This is a genomic window from Curtobacterium sp. Leaf183 (genome assembly GCF_001424385.1).
Classification (GTDB): domain Bacteria; phylum Actinomycetota; class Actinomycetes; order Actinomycetales; family Microbacteriaceae; genus Curtobacterium.
Genome location: NZ_LMPO01000006.1, coordinates 26,298 through 41,838 on the forward strand (window position 1 = coordinate 26,298; position 15,541 = coordinate 41,838).

Consider the following 15,541-nt stretch of genomic DNA (forward strand, 5'->3'; position numbering starts at 1 on the left):
AGGAGGTGACGAGACTCGCCGCTCACGTCCGGTCGGGTGCCCGGAATGCTCCGTGCACGGCCTCGAGGTTCCGGAATTGTGGAACCTCGCGGGTTCGGGGCCGTACCGCAGCGCGCCTCAGACGTTCGCGCGCCAGTCCTCGTCCTCGTCGACGTCCACATCGGCGTCAGCGTCGGCGTCGACGACCGGGATCGGCACGGTGATGGACGACGTCGGCGGGTTGATCAGCAGCCGCTCGTCGCGACGGTGCCGCAGCACGTCGTTGATGTAGGCGGTGGTCGCCTCGGGCAGCGAGACCGAGCGCTCCTCTTCCTGCGACATGAACCAGCGGTGCTCGAGGAGCTCGTGGAAGACCTCGGCGGGCTCGAGCCGCCCGCGCAGGTCGCGCGGGATCGACCGGATGACGGGCTCGAAGACGCGGGAGACCCACTCGTGCGCGACCATCTCCTCGTCGAGCTGGTCGCGGCCGTTCCGCGCGCGGTACGAGTCCAGGTCGTTGAGCAGGCGGCGGGCCTGGTTCTCGCCGGCGTCCAGGCCGGTCAGGCGCAGCAGTCGGCGCTGGTGGTGTCCGGCGTCGACCACCTTGGGTTGGATGCGGACCTGCGAGCCGCCCTCCGTGGTGTGGATCGAGAGCTCCTCGATGTCGAAGCCCAGCGCGTTGAGCCGCTCGACGCGGTCGTTGATGCGCCAGCGCTCCTTGACGTCGAACTGTTCGGTGCCGGTGAGCTCCTTCCACAGCGTGCGGTACTGCGCGACGATGCGGTTCGACACGTCGACGGGGTCGGCGTTCTCGTCCAGGCGTCCGCCCGCTTCGAGGTCGAGGAGCTCGCCCGCGATGTTGACGCGCGCGACCTCGAGGTCGTTCTCGCGCTGCCCGTTCGACAGGCCGCCGGGGTAGAGCTTGCCCGTCTCGGCGTCGACGAGGTAGGCGGCGAACGAGCCGGCATCACGGCGGAACAGGGTGTTCGACAGCGACACGTCACCCCAGTAGAAGCCGATGACGTGCAGGCGCACGAGCAGCAGCGCCAAGGCATCGACCAGGCGGGTGGCGGTGTCCGGCCGCAGCGTCTGCGAGTAGAGCGCGCGGTAGGGGAGCGAGAAGCGCAGGTGCCGGGTGACGAGCACCGGGTGCAGGGGCTCGCCGTCGGCGGACTGCCGGTTCGTGATGACCGCGACCGGGTCGACGCAGGGCACGTCCATGCGTTGCAGCGTGCGGAGCATGTCGTACTCGCTGCGGGCCACCTCTTCGCCGGTCTCCTTCACGGCGGCGACGTACCCGCTCAGGTGCACGAACCGCACCAGGTGCCGCGAGATGCCCTTCGGCAGGGCCACGATGGTCTCGTCCGGCCAGGCGTCGAGCGGCAGGTCCCACGGCAGGTCGAGCAACCCGGGGTCGACGGTGGCGGCGGTGATGGCGAGGGAGTCGGGCACGGTAGCTCCTGTGGTGCGGTGTGCAAGACGGGAGGCGCGTGGCGGCGTCGCCACGGACCTCCCGTCCGGTGGGTGGTACGACGGGAGCCCGCCACCCGCCCTTGTGAGGCGGGCGCGGGCTCCCGGGTGGTGCAGTGGATCAGGCGCTGATGACGGCCTTGTCGTCGAGGCGCTCGCCCGACTCCGAGTCGAACATGTGCACGTGGCCCTGCTTCGGGCTGATCACGATCGTGTCGCCGATCGAGGGGTGGTTGCGGCCGTCGACGCGGGTGACGATGTCGGTGCGCGTGCCGTTGACGTCGGCGTGACCGTAGAGGTAGCCGTCGGCGCCGAGCTCTTCGATGACGTCGACCGTGACCGGGAGGCCCTCGCCGCCCTGCGAGACGATGACGTCTTCGGGACGGACACCCACGGTGATCTGCTTCGAGCGCGCGTTGCCGAGCGTGTCGCGGTCGACCGGGTGGTTGAGCGTGCCGAACGAGATGCCGCCTTCGAGCACGTTGGCGGGCAGCAGGTTCATGGCGGGCGAACCGATGAAGCCGGCGACGAACACGTTGTTCGGCTTCTCGTACAGGTCGCGCGGGGTGCCGACCTGCTGCAGGATGCCGTCCTTGAGCACCGCGATGCGGTCGCCCATGGTCAGTGCCTCGGTCTGGTCGTGCGTGACGTAGACCGTGGTGACGCCGAGACGACGCTGCAGCGACGCGATCTGCGTACGGGTCTGGACGCGGAGCTTGGCGTCGAGGTTCGACAGCGGCTCGTCCATGAGGAACACCTGCGGCTGACGGACGATCGCACGGCCCATCGCGACGCGCTGACGCTGACCACCGGAGAGCGCCTTCGGCTTGCGGCCGAGGTACTGCTCGAGGTCGAGGAGCTTGGCGGCTTCCTGCACGCGGGTGGCGCGCTCGTCCTTGCCGACGCCGGCGATCTTGAGCGCGAAGCCCATGTTCTCGGCGACGGTCATGTGCGGGTACAGCGCGTAGTTCTGGAACACCATCGCGATGTCGCGGTCCTTCGGCGGGACGTCGGTGACGTCGCGGTCGCCGATGCGGATCGCGCCCGAGTTCACTTCCTCGAGCCCTGCGAGCATGCGGAGCGAGGTGGACTTGCCACAGCCCGACGGGCCGACGAGGACGAGGAACTCGCCGTCGGCGACGTCCAGGTCGAGGGAGTCGACCGCGGGGCGGTTGCCTCCGGGGTACAGACGGGTTGCCTTGTCATAGGTGACGGACGCCATGAGCGTTCGGTCCTTTCTCCACCGGCAGGTACGTGCCGGACGATCCGAGTGAAGCGGTGCGCCCAAGGGGCCCCGGTTGGTCGTCGTCGACCAACGAGGTTCATACAACACGACTTCCCCGATGAGCGCCAGTGTCCGGACCGCAAGGATGCCGCATGGTCGGCGCACTCCCAGTGCTGATTGTGTGGTTCCCAGAGCCCGCCACTACGATCGACCGGGTCTGTCCGCCGTGCCGGGGGTGAGCGCGGTCGGACCCCGATCAGGAGGACGACCCACGAATGACGAACCGCCCCGAGGGTGATGCCCGCGCCGAGCGGAACCAGCGCCGAGCAGCCGCCCGCGAGCGTGCCCAGCGAGCCCGTGTCCAGCAGAAGCGTCGCCAGCGGGGTGTCCGCATCGGTCTCCAGGTGGGACTCGGAGTCGTGCTGCTCGCCGCGGTGACCGTCGTGACGCTGGTGCTCGTCGACTCGACCAAGCCCGCCGGGCCGGGGCCGTCCTCGATGTCCCGCGGCGGCATCACCATCGGGCAGGACCTGAAGGCCGTGTCCGGCGCCGCGTCGTCGTCGCCCTCGGCGAGTTCGACCGACTCGGCGGAGCCCGTCCGGATCACGATGTACGTCGACTACCTCTGCCCGGAGTGCGCCGCGTTCGAGAAGACGAACCGCACCTACATCGAGGGCCTCGTCGACTCGGGTGTCGCCACGGTCGACATCCACCCCGTCGCGACGCTGTCGAACCGCTCGCAGGGCACGAAGTACTCCCTGCGTGCCGCCAACGCCGCCGCGTGCGTCGCGCAGTCGTCGCCGGACGCGTTCTGGGCCGTCAACCGCGCGCTCTTCGCGGCGCAGCCGGAGCAGGGGACCGCCGGGCTCACGGACACGCAGCTGCAGCGGACGATCGACCGGGTCGACGGCGTGCGCGACACCGGCACCATCAACGCGTGCATCCAGGACCAGCGCTACGGCAAGTGGGTCGACGAGCGCACCTCGGCCGTCACGGGCGGCGACGTTCCCGGCACGACGCTGACGGAGTTCCCGGGAGTGCCCCTGGTGCTGGTCAACGGGCAGCGGTACGAGTACTCGCAGCCGTTCACCAACGAGGAGTTCCGCACGTTCGTGATCACCGCCGCGGGTGCCGACGACGAGACACCGACACCCACGCCGACCCCCACCCGGACCCCGAGCCCGACCCCGACTGCGTCACCGTCCGCGTCGGCGTCCTGACCGGTCGCGACACCCCGCCGGCCTGACGGCCAGCGGCCGCGCTACAGCGAGGACGCGGGCACGCTGAGCGTGTCGCAGGTGCCGGCACCCTGTTCGTAGCCCTGCGTGAACCAGCGCACCCGCTGCGCGCTCGTGCCGTGCGTGAACGAGTCGGGGTCGACCTGTCCTCGCGAGCGCTGCTGGATGCTGTCGTCACCGACCGCGCTCGCGGCCGACAGCGCGTCCGCGATCTGCGCCCGGGTGAACGGCTCGAAGAACGTCGTCCCGTTCGCCGACTGCGTGGTGGCGGCGTCCCCCGCCCAGGCGCCGGCGTAGCAGTCCGCCTGTAGCTCGACGCGGACGCTCCCGGACGCGGCGCCGGAGCCGCTGCGGTCGGTGTCGGCGAACGTGCCCTGGAGCTGCTGCACGTGGTGCCCCCACTCGTGCGCGACGACGTACATCTGCGCCAGCGGCCCGCCGGATGACCCGTACTTGGACTGCAGGTCGTCGTAGAACGCGGTGTCGAGGTAGATCGCGCGGTCGGGCGGGCAGTAGAACGGCCCCGTCGACGCCGAGGCCGTCCCGCACGCGGTGTTCGTCGACCCGTCGAACAGGAAGAAGTCGGGCGTCGAGTAGGTGATGCCGAGCTGCCGGCTCTCGGACGTCCAGTAGGTGTCGAGCGACTCGGCGGCACCCTCCATGCGGCAGTCGATGCTGGCGTTCGCGTCACGACCCGTGCGGCACTCGGCGACGGGCGACGCGTCGGAGCCGTCCTGCTGGATCGTGGTGACGCCGCTTCCGTCGCCGAGGACGCCGGTCAGGTCGACCCCGGTGAACTGCGCGATCAGGAACACCAGGATCGCCACGCCGCCCACACCACCCGCAGCGATGCCGGTGGTCCGTCCGCGCCGCTTGACCTTGCCGCCCTGCAGCTGCGAGTCGTCGTTGAACGTCATGCCCCGAGGGTACGGATCGCCGAGCCCGCGTGCACGGGGGCGCGAGTAGACACGGGGCATGCCCGTTCTCGACGAATCCCACCCTCTCTTCCTGTTCGCGATGGACCAGCGGTCGTCGCTGTTGGAGCACACCTACGACGAGTCCGGCGGCGAACCCGCGGACGAGGCCGAGGCCGAACGCGTCCGCGCGGGCAAACAGCTCGTCTACCGCGGCGTGCTGTCGGCACTGGGCGCCGGTGCGTCCCGCGAGCACACCGGGGTGCTGGTCGACGAGCGCTACGGCGCGGACGTCGCCCGCCTCACGAAGGAGGCCGGGCTGCAGCTCGCCATGCCCGTCGAGCGCTCCGGTCGCGAGTGGTTCGAGCTCGAGTACGGCGACGACTGGATGGCCCACGTCGACGCCTTCGACCCGGACTGGGTGAAGGTGCTCGTCCGCGACAACCCCGCGTTCGACGCCGACCGTCGTGCGCAGCAGGCCGACGACCTGGCCGCCGTGTCCGCGGCCCTGCACGACGCCGGCCGGCCGTTCCTGGTGGAGCTCCTGGTCCCCGGCACCGACGAGCAGACGGCCTCCGTCGACGACTACGACCGCGACCTGCGCCCGGACCTGGTCGTGCAGGTGCTCGAGTACCTGCAGGACCACGGGGTCGAGGCCGACGTCTGGAAGCTCGAGGGGCTCGACCGACGCGAGGACGCCGAGCGTGTCGTCGCCACCGCGCGTCGCGACGGCCGGGACGCCGTGCAGTGCATCGTCCTCGGTCGCGACGCCCCGCAGGACCAGCTCGACGCGTGGCTGCGCACCGCGGCGTCGGTCGACGGCTTCGTCGGGTTCGCGATCGGCCGCAGCAACTGGGAGGAACCGCTCGAGGACGTCGTGCGCGAGCACCTCGACACCACGGCTGCCCAGGACCTCATCGCCGCGAACTACCGGCACTTCGTCGACACCTGGCTCGAGGCCCGCGGCGGGGTCGAGCACGGCGTGGACGCCGGCGGGATCTGACCCGCGGGCGCGCGCCGTCCGGTTCAGGTCCGGATGAGCGGCTCCGTCGCGGCCAGGTCGTCCGCGATCCCGACGTCGACCAGTTCGATCCGACCGGCCAGCGTGGCACCGGGGCCGCGCAGCAGCCCGGCCTTCACCCCGCCGAACGTCACGGTGACGTCGGCCTGCAGCACGTGGTCGTCCGCCGCGGCACCGGTGTCGACGTCGATGCCGCTCGGCACGTCGACCGCGACGACGAACGGTCCGCGCTGGTCGCGGGCGAGTTCGCGGATCGCCTGGACGACCTCGCGGGCCGGGGAACGGAGCGCGGACGCGCCGTGCACGCCGATGCCGAGGACCGCGTCGAGCACCAGGTCGGCGCGGAGCGCCGCGTCCGTCGCCAGCTGCTCGGGGGCACCCTCCAGGAGGACCACACCGGCTCCCAGCGCCGCTGCCAGGCCCGCCTCGTGCACGCGTGAGCCGACGCGCAGCACCTCCACGTGCCTCCCGTCCGATGCCAGGGCGGCACCCGCGAACAGTGCGTCACCGCCGTTGTCGCCGCTGCCCACCAGCAGCAGGACCGACCCCGGCCCGTCGTCCGGCCGCTCGGCCGGGTCGTCGAGGAGTCGACGCACGATGCGCGCGAGCCCGTCCGCTGCCCGTTGCATGAGGGGTTCGCCCGCGTCGAGGTGGGGTCGCTCCGCCGCTCGGACCTGATCGCCGCCGTAGCCGTCCATGGACGCCACAGTGCCCCGATACCCTGAGAGGTCATGTCACTCGTCCCCGCCGCGCCCCAGCCCCGCGCCGTCATGTCGCCCGACGGCCGACGCATCGCCACCTACGACTTCGGCGACCCCGACGCACCCGCGGTGGTGGCCGTGCACGGGTTCGCCTCGGCTGCCCTGCTGAACTGGCACGCGTCCGGGTGGACCCGCGACCTGGTCCGGGCCGGGTACCGCGTGGTGGCGCTCGACCAGCGTGGGCACGGGGCGTCGTCGAAGCCGCACGAACCCGACGCGTACTCGATGGACCTGCTGGTGGCCGACGTCACGACCGTCATCGACACCTACCTGCTCGACGACGTCGCCTTCCTCGGGTACTCGCTCGGTGCCCGCGTCGGGTGGCACACGGCCGAGCGCATCCCGGACCGCATCACGCGCGCCGTCCTCGGCGGGATCCCGGACGCCGACCCGATGCGCCGCGTCCGGGTCGACCAGGCGCAGGCGTACATCACCGACGGCACCCCGGTGGAGGACCGCGTGACGAAGGGCTACCTGACGATGGCGGCGAACGTCGAGGGCAACGACCTGCGGGCACTCGTGGCGATGGTCGAGGGGATGCGGGACAGCGTCGAGCCGACGCCGTTGAACGCCCCCGGGCAGCCGGTCCTGATGGCGGCGGGCAGCGAGGACGGCATCCGAGACAGTGCCCTGCGGCTCTCCCAGGCGGCGCCGAACGCGGAGTTCTTCGAGATCCCGGGTCGCAACCACTTCAACGCCCCCACGAGCCGCGCGTTCCGCGAAGCGGCGATCGCGTTCCTCGGACAAGCCGGCTGACCGGTACCGCCAGGGCCTCTCGGCTCGGGGGAGCGCAGGCGTAGCGTCCGCCGCATGGAATACAGACTCCTCGGGAACAGCGGGACATCGGTGTCCTCCCTCACCCTCGGCACCATGACCTTCGGCAGCGAAGCCGACGAAGCCACCTCGCACGAGATGCTCGACACGTTCGTCGCGGCCGGCGGCACGCTCGTCGACACGGCGGACGTGTACTCCGGCAACGAGTCGGAGCGCATCATCGGGCGGTGGCTCGCATCCCACCCCACCGAAGCCCAGCAGGTCGTCATCGCGACGAAGGGGCGTTTCCCCCAGGGCGACGGCCCGAACGACCTCGGGTTGTCGCGGCGGCACCTGCGAGTTGCGCTCGACGCCTCGCTCGAGCGGCTCGGCGTCGACCACATCGACCTGTACCAGATGCACGCGTGGGACGCCCTCACCCCGATCGAGGAGACCCTGCGCTTCCTCGACGACGCCGTCGCCGCGGGAAAGATCGGCACCTACGGGTTCTCGAACTACCTCGGGTACCAGATCACCAAGGCGGTCTACGAGGCGAAGGCGCACGGCTGGGCCCCGCCCGTGACCCTGCAGCCCCAGTACAACCTGCTCGTCCGCGACATCGAGCACGAGGTCGTCCCCGCGTGCCTCGACGCGGGCATCGGCATGCTCCCCTGGTCGCCCCTGGCCGGCGGTTGGCTGTCCGGCAAGTACCAGCGCGACGAGGCCCCCACCGGCTCGACGCGGCTCGGTGAGAACCCGGAGCGCGGCATGGAGGCGTGGGAGGCCCGCAACGGCGACGAGCGCACGTGGCAGGTCCTCGACGCGGTGTCCGCCGCCGCCGACGCGCACGGCGCCTCGAAGTCGCAGGTCGCCCTCGCCTGGCTGCTCGCACGCCCGGCCGTCACGAGCGTCATCCTCGGCGCCCGGACGGTGTCGCAGCTGCAGGACAACCTCGGTGCCGCCGACCTCGTCCTGACCGACGACGAGCTGCGGTCGCTCACCGACGCCAGCGCTCCGCGGATCGACGACTACCCCTACGGCACCGCCGGTGTCGCGCAGCGGGAGCGCAGGATCCAGGGCGGTCGCTGAACATTCGTTGCGGGAAGCCGCGAGGTCGCTCAGGAGGCCTGGACGAGCCCCTCCGCACGGTGTCATCCTTCCGGTACGGCCGGCTGGTTACCGTGCTGAGCGCCAGGAACACTCCTGATCCGTGTTCCACCTGCGCCGAGAGCCCCGAACGACACTGTCGCTCGGGGCTCTCGCTCTGCTGGGGCCAGCAGCGGGACTTGAACCCGCAACCCCCGTATTACAAGTACGGTGCGCTACCAATTGCGCCATGCTGGCTGACCCGCTCATCCTACCGATGCGCGGGCCCTGGCTCGCGTGCTATTCGGCCGCGGACTTCTCGGAGAAGTTCAGCGACAGCGAGTTCATGCAGTAGCGGTCGCCGGTGGGGGTGCCGAAGCCATCGGGGAACACGTGCCCCAGGTGCGACCCGCAGTTCGCGCAGCGGACCTCGGTGCGGACCATGCCCATCGACTTGTCCTCGATGAGCGTGACGGCCTGGGGGTCGACCGACTCGTAGAACGACGGCCAGCCGCAGCCGGAGTCGAACTTCGTGCCGCTCTTGAACAGCTCTGCGCCGCACGCCGCACAGGTGTAGATGCCGGCACGTTCCTCGTCCAGCAGCTCACCGGTCCAGGGCCGCTCGGTGCCGGCCTGCCGGAGGACGGCGTACTGCTCGGGGGAGAGTTCCTCGCGCCACTCGGCGTCGCTCTTTTCGACGTTGTATGCCATGGGTTCCTCCTGCTTCCGGTCGGGGTTCTTCGACCACTTCAGTAAACTCGCCCGGATGTCCGAGCATTCCGTGCACCGCACTCGATGGCCCCGCCTGACGACGGACGAACTGTACGGCATCGTCCGGCTGCGGAATCGGGTGTTCGCGCTCGAACAACGCGTCACGGACGAGGACTTCGACGGCCGCGACCGCGCGGAGGACACCGAGCACTGGTGGTTCGGAACCGACACCGAAGCGGTCGGGTACCTGCGACTGATCCGGCCGTCGACCGACGAGCGGCACCCCGCCGACAGCGCCCCACCGGCCTGGGTGGTCGGGCGGGTGGCCACACACCCGGAGCACCGCGGCATCGGCATCGCCAGTCGCCTGGTCGACGCGGTGCTCGGGGAGCACGGGCACGAACCGATCGTCCTGCACGCCCAGGAGTACGTCGCCGCACTGTACGAGCGACACGGCTTCGTCCGGTTCGACGAGCCCTACGTCGAGGCCGGCATCCGGCACGTCGGGATGTACCGCGCGGCGAGCGCGTGAGCACGCGGGAGCGCTACGCGGCCTACGCCGACCGCATCGCCACCGTGTCCCCGTCCTACGCTGCCTGGGCTCGGTCGCTCGACGACGACCTCGTCGCGCTGCTCGACCGGGTCCCGGCGACCCAGCGTCAGCCCGAACTGCTCTTCGCGGTCGCGCGCAGCCTGGGCGCGGACCCGTCGGACCCGGGCGCGCTCCGCGCACTCGGACAGGAGGCCCGCCCCGCCCTGGTCACGGCCCTCACCACCGCGACGGTGCAGGCCAACGACCCGCGGCGGCTCGGTCCCGTCGTCCCGCTGGTCGCGGCGCTCGCCGAGTCGGTCGACCGGCCGCTCGGACTCGTGGACGTCGGGGCGTCCGCGGGGCTGTGCTCGATCCCGGACCGGGTGACGCTCGACTACCGCGTCGCAGCGGGTGACGCTCCGGACACCGATCCGGATCGCACCCCCGTCGCGACGTCGCGCCCCGGTGCGCGGGGGCGCGACGTCCGTCAAGGGGTGCGACACCGCACGGTACGGATGCACACCGCGCCCGCGGAGGATCCGTCCGTCCACCTGGTCGCCGACGCCTCGGGAGTGCTGCCCGCGCCGGCATCGAGGTCGATCCGCGTCGCGGCGCGGGTCGCCCTCGACCCGCACCCCATCGACCCGGCGGCGCCCGACGCACTCGACCGGCTGTCGCAGGCGGTCCCGCCGGAGGCCCTGGACCGGATCGCCCTGATGCGCGCGGCGATCTCGGCGACGCGCACCGTGCCTCCCGTCCGGATCACCGGCCGTGTGCCGGACGACCTGGACCGCGCAGTCGACGCGCTGCCGGCCGGCTGCGAGCCCGTCGTCCTGACCACCGGCACGCTCGTCTACGTGCCGGGTGCCGCCCGGCAGCAGGTCGTCGACCGGATCCGCGAGCGTGGACTCCGGTGGATCGCGCTCGAGCGCACCGGCATCCTGACCGGTGTCGCGAGCACGCTGCCCGACGACGTCGACCCCGCCGACCCCGACGACTTCGCGACGCTCTCGCTCGACGGGCGGGCCGTCGCCGTGTCGGACGCGTTCGGCACCGTCGTCCGGTGGCTCCGCCGGGTCTGAGAGCCCGCGAGGGCGATTCCGCGACAGTCCAGGGCCATGCCAGGGTCGGCATCCACCGGACCCCTACGATGTGCGAGACCTGTTCCCCGAACGCGATCGGACCCGTCGTGACCACCATCCCCGCGGACGAGCTCAGCGAGCTCGCCAAGCACGTGCTCGCGTTCGAGCACGAGCGGGCACGGCACGACCGGACGAAAGAGGCGGAGATCCGTGTCGAGTTCGACATGTCGCCGGCGCGGTACTACCAGGTGCTCAACCGGGTGATCGACTCGCCCGCGGCGCTCGCGTACGACCCACAGCTGGTCGGCCGCCTGCAGCGGCTGCGCCGGTCCCGCATGGGTGCGCGGGCCGCCCGGAGCTTCGTCGCGCCGGACGCTGAGCGCTCTGTCGCGCCGGGCGCCGAGCGCTCTGTCGCGCCGGGTGCTGGCCGTTTCGTCGCGCCGGACGCCGAGCGCTCTGTCGTGCCGGGCGCCGAGCGCTCAGTCGCGCCGGGCGCCGGCCGCTTCGTCGCGCCGGGTGCGGGGGCGACCTCGCCGGGACCCCACCGAACCGAAGAGGAACGATGACGAGATTCCCCCATGACCGTTTCGACGACGTGACCGACGGTCCGCGCGTCGGGGCGCACCGCGGCATGCACCGCCGCGGTCGCGGATGGATTGCGTTCGCCTGGGCGGCGCTGGCCACAGGGGTCCTGGTCGGGATCGGCGTGCTCGTGCTCGCCTTGCTCAACGGCAGCTACTCGTTCTCCGGGCCCGACGCGTCGTCGTCCCCGTCGGCGTCGTCGTCGGCATCGGCGGCGCCCTCCGAGTCGGCCTCCCCGTCCGAGCCCGCAGCTGCCGGGCCGTCCGACCAGGGCAGCACGACGCTCGTCGTCCTCAACGGCACGACGACCGCCGGGCTCGCCGCGAAGGGCACGGCGACGCTGACGACCGCCGGGTGGACCGTGACCTCGAGCGGCAACGCCGGGACGACCGGCACCGCGTCGACCGTCGTGTACTACCAGCAGGAGTCCCAGAAGGCCCTGGCGGAAGGCATCGCGAAGTCGATCGGCACCACCGCCGTGGAACAGTCGACTGCATTCCCGAACGCTGACGTGAGCGTCGTCCTGGGCGCCGACTACAGCGGTTGATCGGCGTTCTCGGACATTCCGCGCATCTGTTTGTAACAACTGTGTTTCCGGCACGTTGAGTTCCGGGGGTCACTGTGGGAAATGTCCGTCACACCCCTTGCCGGATCGTCGTTCCTGATTAGAGTCACAAGTGGTCAACCCGTGATCGGAATGTCGTCGGACCTCGGTGCGCACGCCAGGAACACCCGGGCCGGGACCCGACGGCGTCACCCGACGGCTCCGTCGTTCGCTACAGCAGTACCGCAGGGAGCAACAGATCATGGCCAACGGAACCGTGAAGTGGTTCAACGCCGAGAAGGGTTTCGGCTTCATCACCGTCGATGGAGGTGGCCAGGACGTCTTCGTCCACTACTCGGCCATCGACATGAACGGCTACAAGGTCCTCGAAGAGGGCCAGGCGGTGACGTTCGACGTCGGAACCGGGTCCAAGGGCCCGCAGGCCGAGTCGGTGCGTCCGGCGTAGTCGCCGAACCACTCGCGAACGCGTCGTCCCCTCGGGGGCGGCGCGTTCGTCCGTGTCGGGCAGGGGCGGCGCGTGTGTCCTGGCGGGCGGGGCGTCGCGTGTGCCGGGCCGCGGCGTCGCGGGTGTCGTCGCGGTCGGGCTCGGTCCATGTGTCCTGGCGGTCGGGCTCGTTCCGCGTGTTGCACTCTCAGGGGTCGAGTGCCAGAATCGGGCTTGGCACTCGGTCGTACTGAGTGCCAGGTGCACCGGCTGACGCCGTGTGCGCAGGCGCTCGGTCACGCTGAGTGCCGGAAGACCCCCACGTTGTCCGGGAGGGACGAGAAACTCACATGGCAAAGATCATTGCTTTCGACGAAGAGGCCCGTCGTGGCCTCGAGCGCGGCCTGAACCAGCTGGCCGACGCCGTGAAGGTGACGCTCGGCCCGCGCGGCCGCAACGTCGTCCTCGAGAAGAAGTGGGGCGCCCCCACGATCACGAACGACGGTGTCTCCATCGCCAAGGAGATCGAGCTCGACGACCCGTACGAGAAGATCGGTGCCGAGCTCGTCAAGGAGGTCGCCAAGAAGACCGACGACGTCGCCGGTGACGGCACGACCACCGCGACCGTGCTCGCCCAGGCCCTCGTCCGCGAAGGCCTCCGCAACGTCGCCGCCGGTTCGGACCCCGTCTCGCTGAAGCGCGGCATCGAGAAGGCCGTCGCGGCCGTCTCGGACCAGCTGCTCGCGAACGCCAAGGAGATCGAGACCAAGGACCAGATCGCCGCCACCGCGTCGATCTCGGCCGCGGACCCGACCATCGGTGCGCTCATCGCCGAGGCGATCGACAAGGTCGGCAAGGAAGGCGTCGTCACCGTCGAGGAGTCCAACACCTTCGGCACCGAGCTCGAGCTCACCGAGGGCATGCGCTTCGACAAGGGCTACCTGTCGCAGTACTTCGTGACGGACCCCGAGCGTCAGGAAGCCGTCTTCGAGGACGCCTACATCCTGATCGTCAACTCGAAGATCTCGAACATCAAGGACCTGCTGCCGGTCGTCGACAAGGTGATCCAGGCGGGCAAGCAGCTCCTCATCATCGCTGAGGACGTCGACGGCGAGGCCCTGGCCACGCTCGTCGTGAACAAGATCCGCGGCATCTTCAAGTCCGTCGCCGTCAAGGCCCCGGGCTTCGGCGACCGTCGCAAGGCCATGCTGCAGGACATCGCGATCCTGACCGGTGGCCAGGTCATCTCCGAAGAGGTCGGTCTCAAGCTCGAGAACGCCACGCTCGACCTGCTGGGCAAGGCGCGCAAGGTCGTCATCACCAAGGACGAGACCACCATCGTCGAGGGTGCCGGCGACAGCGAGCAGATCGCGGGCCGCGTCCGTCAGATCCGTTCCGAGATCGAGGCGACCGACTCCGACTACGACCGCGAGAAGCTCCAGGAGCGCCTCGCCAAGCTCGCCGGTGGCGTCGCCGTCATCAAGGCGGGTGCCGCGACCGAGGTCGAGCTCAAGGAGCGCAAGCACCGCATCGAGGACGCCGTCCGCAACGCCAAGGCCGCTGTGGAAGAGGGCATCGTCGCCGGCGGTGGCGTCGCCCTCATCCAGGCCGGCAAGGTCGCGCTCGACGGGCTCACGCTCGAGGGTGACGAGGCGACGGGCGCGAACATCGTCCGCGTCGCGATCGACGCGCCGCTCAAGCAGATCGCGCTCAACGCCGGTCTCGAGCCCGGTGTCGTCGCCGCCAAGGTCCGCGAGCTCGAAGCGGGCTGGGGCCTCAACGCCGCGACCGGTGAGTACGTCGACCTGATCGCCGCGGGCATCATCGACCCCGCCAAGGTCACGCGCTCGGCGCTGCAGAACGCTGCGTCGATCGCGGGTCTGTTCCTCACGACCGAGGTCGTCGTCGCCGACAAGCCCGAGCGCGCTGGTGCCGCTCCCGCTGGCGACCCGACGGGTGGCATGGACTTCTGATCCAGTCCTGACACGGAAGGGCCCTCGCACGCTGCGCGTGCGGGGGCCCTTCCGCGCGCGGGGGCCGTCCCGCCGCCACCCCCCACCCCGCCTGCCCCCCCAGGTTCCACAATTACGGCATCTCGAGTGCCGCGACCGGTGGATGTCGGCACCGCGTGCAACGTGAGCGGCAAGTTCCGCCACCACGCGGGTTCGCTGGAGGCGTCGAGAACGGCTTGCCGACTCCCACACAGGAGGCCCGACCTCCGTCGTTCTCCACAGAACGTCCCCGAGTGGCCGACACCAGGGCCTCCAGGCGGGACCGTCGGTGAATGACGGGACGGGCACCTCTCGGGAAGATCGCCACCGGCGCGTTCCGCGTCGATGACGCCTTGGCGCTCGGTGCGTCACGTGCGCGTCTGACGCGGAAGGACCTCGTGGCGCCGCTGCACGGGGTGCGAGTCCCGGCTGGCCAGCGCATCGACCTGGTCGAGGCAGTGGCCGTCGTGATGCGATCGGACCAATTCCTCAGCCACACGACGGCGGCTCGACTCTGGGGCGCGCCACTGCCGGCTCGATTCGACGACGACCTCGTCCACGTGACCTCGATCGGGGAAGCCCCGGTGATGCGTCGACCACAGGTCACGCCGCACCGAGTCCGCTCCGTCACGATCGACGTGCGGCAGCATCGCGGCTTCACGGTCAGCGGTCCTGCGCGGTGCTGGTACGAGTGCGCCGCGGTCCTCGACCTGGTGGAACTCGTCGTCCTCGGTGACCACATGGTCGGAGCAAGCGGGCTCGCGACGATCGACGACCTCGCGGCGGCGATCCCAGCGCGAGGTCGACAGGCGACGCATGCGCGACGAGCGCTCGACCTCGTCCGCACCGGCGCCGAGTCGCCGATGGAGACACGGATGCGACTGGCGGTGGTCGATGCAGGGTTCCCCGAGCCGGAGACCAACGTCGATGTCCACGATGCCGCAGGACAGTTCTTGGGGCGCGTCGACCTGGCCTGGCCGGACCTGCGGATCGCGCTCGAGTACGACGGCGAGTACCACCTCGGCCGCGAGACATTCCGTCGTGATCAGCGACGCTCGAACGGGTTCAGTGTCAACGACTGGATCCTGATCCATGCGACGGCCCCGGATGCCGTGCGCCCCGCAGTGCTGTTCGAGCGCCTGCGGCAGGCGTTCGAGCAGCGTCGCGTCGATGGGTACCGGCATCGTCGTTGAGGTGCGGGCAGCGC

General features: G+C 70.7%; 16 protein-coding genes and 1 tRNA gene. 11 read left to right on the forward strand and 6 right to left on the reverse strand.

What is annotated here, in order from left to right; all coding sequences use genetic code 11:
• Positions 1 to 117 precede the first annotated feature (117 nt).
• Positions 118 to 1,431 (reverse strand): DUF4032 domain-containing protein, encoded by a 1,314-nt coding sequence (locus tag ASG04_RS03620; protein WP_056120507.1) that lies wholly within the window; start codon positions 1,429 to 1,431, stop codon positions 118 to 120.
• Positions 1,432 to 1,570: 139 nt separating this feature from the next.
• The gene (locus tag ASG04_RS03625) at positions 1,571 to 2,671 is read right to left on the reverse strand and encodes an ABC transporter ATP-binding protein (RefSeq protein WP_056120510.1); all 1,101 of its coding nucleotides are present in this window, start codon (positions 2,669 to 2,671) and stop codon (positions 1,571 to 1,573) included.
• Between the two features lie 278 nt (positions 2,672 to 2,949).
• Here ASG04_RS03625 and ASG04_RS03630 point away from each other — a divergent pair, with 278 nt between their 5' ends.
• Positions 2,950 to 3,894 (forward strand): DsbA family protein, encoded by a 945-nt coding sequence (locus tag ASG04_RS03630; RefSeq protein WP_056120513.1) that lies wholly within the window; start codon positions 2,950 to 2,952, stop codon positions 3,892 to 3,894.
• Positions 3,895 to 3,935: 41 nt separating this feature from the next.
• On the opposite strand, the gene ASG04_RS03635 is transcribed toward ASG04_RS03630, so the two are convergent.
• Positions 3,936 to 4,829: a neutral zinc metallopeptidase gene (locus tag ASG04_RS03635; RefSeq protein WP_056120516.1), complete on the reverse strand. Its 894-nt coding sequence runs from the start codon at positions 4,827 to 4,829 to the stop codon at positions 3,936 to 3,938.
• 58 nt (positions 4,830 to 4,887) lie between these two features.
• On the opposite strand from ASG04_RS03635, the gene ASG04_RS03640 reads away from it, so the two are divergent.
• A complete protein-coding gene (locus tag ASG04_RS03640; RefSeq protein ID WP_082517793.1) occupies positions 4,888 to 5,829 on the forward strand; it encodes a 2-deoxy-5-keto-D-gluconate 6-phosphate aldolase domain-containing protein in 942 nt (313 codons plus the stop codon).
• A 23-nt stretch (positions 5,830 to 5,852) separates the two neighbouring features.
• Here ASG04_RS03640 and ASG04_RS03645 read toward each other — a convergent pair whose 3' ends face one another.
• A complete protein-coding gene (locus ASG04_RS03645) occupies positions 5,853 to 6,545 on the reverse strand; it encodes an NAD(P)H-hydrate epimerase (protein WP_056120522.1) in 693 nt (230 codons plus the stop codon).
• A gap of 33 nt (positions 6,546 to 6,578) precedes the next feature.
• Here ASG04_RS03645 and ASG04_RS03650 point away from each other — a divergent pair, with 33 nt between their 5' ends.
• Entirely contained in the window at positions 6,579 to 7,364 is a 786-nt protein-coding gene (locus tag ASG04_RS03650; RefSeq protein WP_056120524.1) for an alpha/beta fold hydrolase, read from the forward strand.
• 54 nt (positions 7,365 to 7,418) lie between these two features.
• Positions 7,419 to 8,450, forward strand: coding sequence for an aldo/keto reductase (locus tag ASG04_RS03655; RefSeq protein WP_056120527.1), 1,032 nt, complete (start codon positions 7,419 to 7,421; stop codon positions 8,448 to 8,450).
• 179 nt (positions 8,451 to 8,629) lie between these two features.
• Here the strand turns inward: ASG04_RS03655 and ASG04_RS03660 are convergent.
• Together ASG04_RS03660 and msrB are read right to left on the reverse strand one after the other, a co-directional pair.
• Positions 8,630 to 8,705: transfer RNA gene (locus tag ASG04_RS03660), tRNA-Thr, on the reverse strand.
• 42 nt (positions 8,706 to 8,747) lie between these two features.
• Positions 8,748 to 9,158 carry a peptide-methionine (R)-S-oxide reductase MsrB gene (msrB, locus tag ASG04_RS03665; RefSeq protein ID WP_056120529.1) on the reverse strand — a complete coding sequence of 137 codons (411 nt, stop codon included), beginning with the start codon at positions 9,156 to 9,158 and terminating at the stop codon, positions 8,748 to 8,750.
• A 55-nt stretch (positions 9,159 to 9,213) separates the two neighbouring features.
• Here msrB and ASG04_RS03670 point away from each other — a divergent pair, with 55 nt between their 5' ends.
• From ASG04_RS03670 to ASG04_RS03700, 7 genes are all read left to right on the forward strand, one after another.
• On the forward strand, positions 9,214 to 9,690 hold the full coding sequence (locus tag ASG04_RS03670) for a GNAT family N-acetyltransferase (RefSeq protein ID WP_056120532.1): 477 nt from the start codon (positions 9,214 to 9,216) through the stop codon (positions 9,688 to 9,690).
• A complete protein-coding gene (locus tag ASG04_RS03675) occupies positions 9,687 to 10,772 on the forward strand; it encodes a DUF2332 family protein (protein WP_056120535.1) in 1,086 nt (361 codons plus the stop codon). Before ASG04_RS03670 ends, ASG04_RS03675 begins: the two co-directional genes overlap by 4 nt.
• Positions 10,773 to 10,879: 107 nt before the next feature.
• Positions 10,880 to 11,338 (forward strand): DUF3263 domain-containing protein, encoded by a 459-nt coding sequence (locus tag ASG04_RS16990; RefSeq protein ID WP_235515425.1) that lies wholly within the window; start codon positions 10,880 to 10,882, stop codon positions 11,336 to 11,338.
• Positions 11,335 to 11,901 carry a LytR C-terminal domain-containing protein gene (locus ASG04_RS03685; RefSeq protein ID WP_082517796.1) on the forward strand — a complete coding sequence of 189 codons (567 nt, stop codon included), beginning with the start codon at positions 11,335 to 11,337 and terminating at the stop codon, positions 11,899 to 11,901. Before ASG04_RS16990 ends, ASG04_RS03685 begins: the two co-directional genes overlap by 4 nt.
• A 259-nt stretch (positions 11,902 to 12,160) precedes the next feature.
• Positions 12,161 to 12,364, forward strand: a complete 204-nt coding sequence (locus ASG04_RS03690) for a cold-shock protein (protein WP_056120541.1) — start codon at positions 12,161 to 12,163, stop codon at positions 12,362 to 12,364.
• A gap of 329 nt (positions 12,365 to 12,693) precedes the next feature.
• Entirely contained in the window at positions 12,694 to 14,316 is a 1,623-nt protein-coding gene (gene groL, locus ASG04_RS03695) for a chaperonin GroEL (protein ID WP_056120544.1), read from the forward strand.
• A gap of 311 nt (positions 14,317 to 14,627) precedes the next feature.
• The gene (locus ASG04_RS03700) at positions 14,628 to 15,527 is read left to right on the forward strand and encodes a hypothetical protein (RefSeq protein WP_056120547.1); all 900 of its coding nucleotides are present in this window, start codon (positions 14,628 to 14,630) and stop codon (positions 15,525 to 15,527) included.
• Positions 15,528 to 15,541 lie beyond the last annotated feature (14 nt).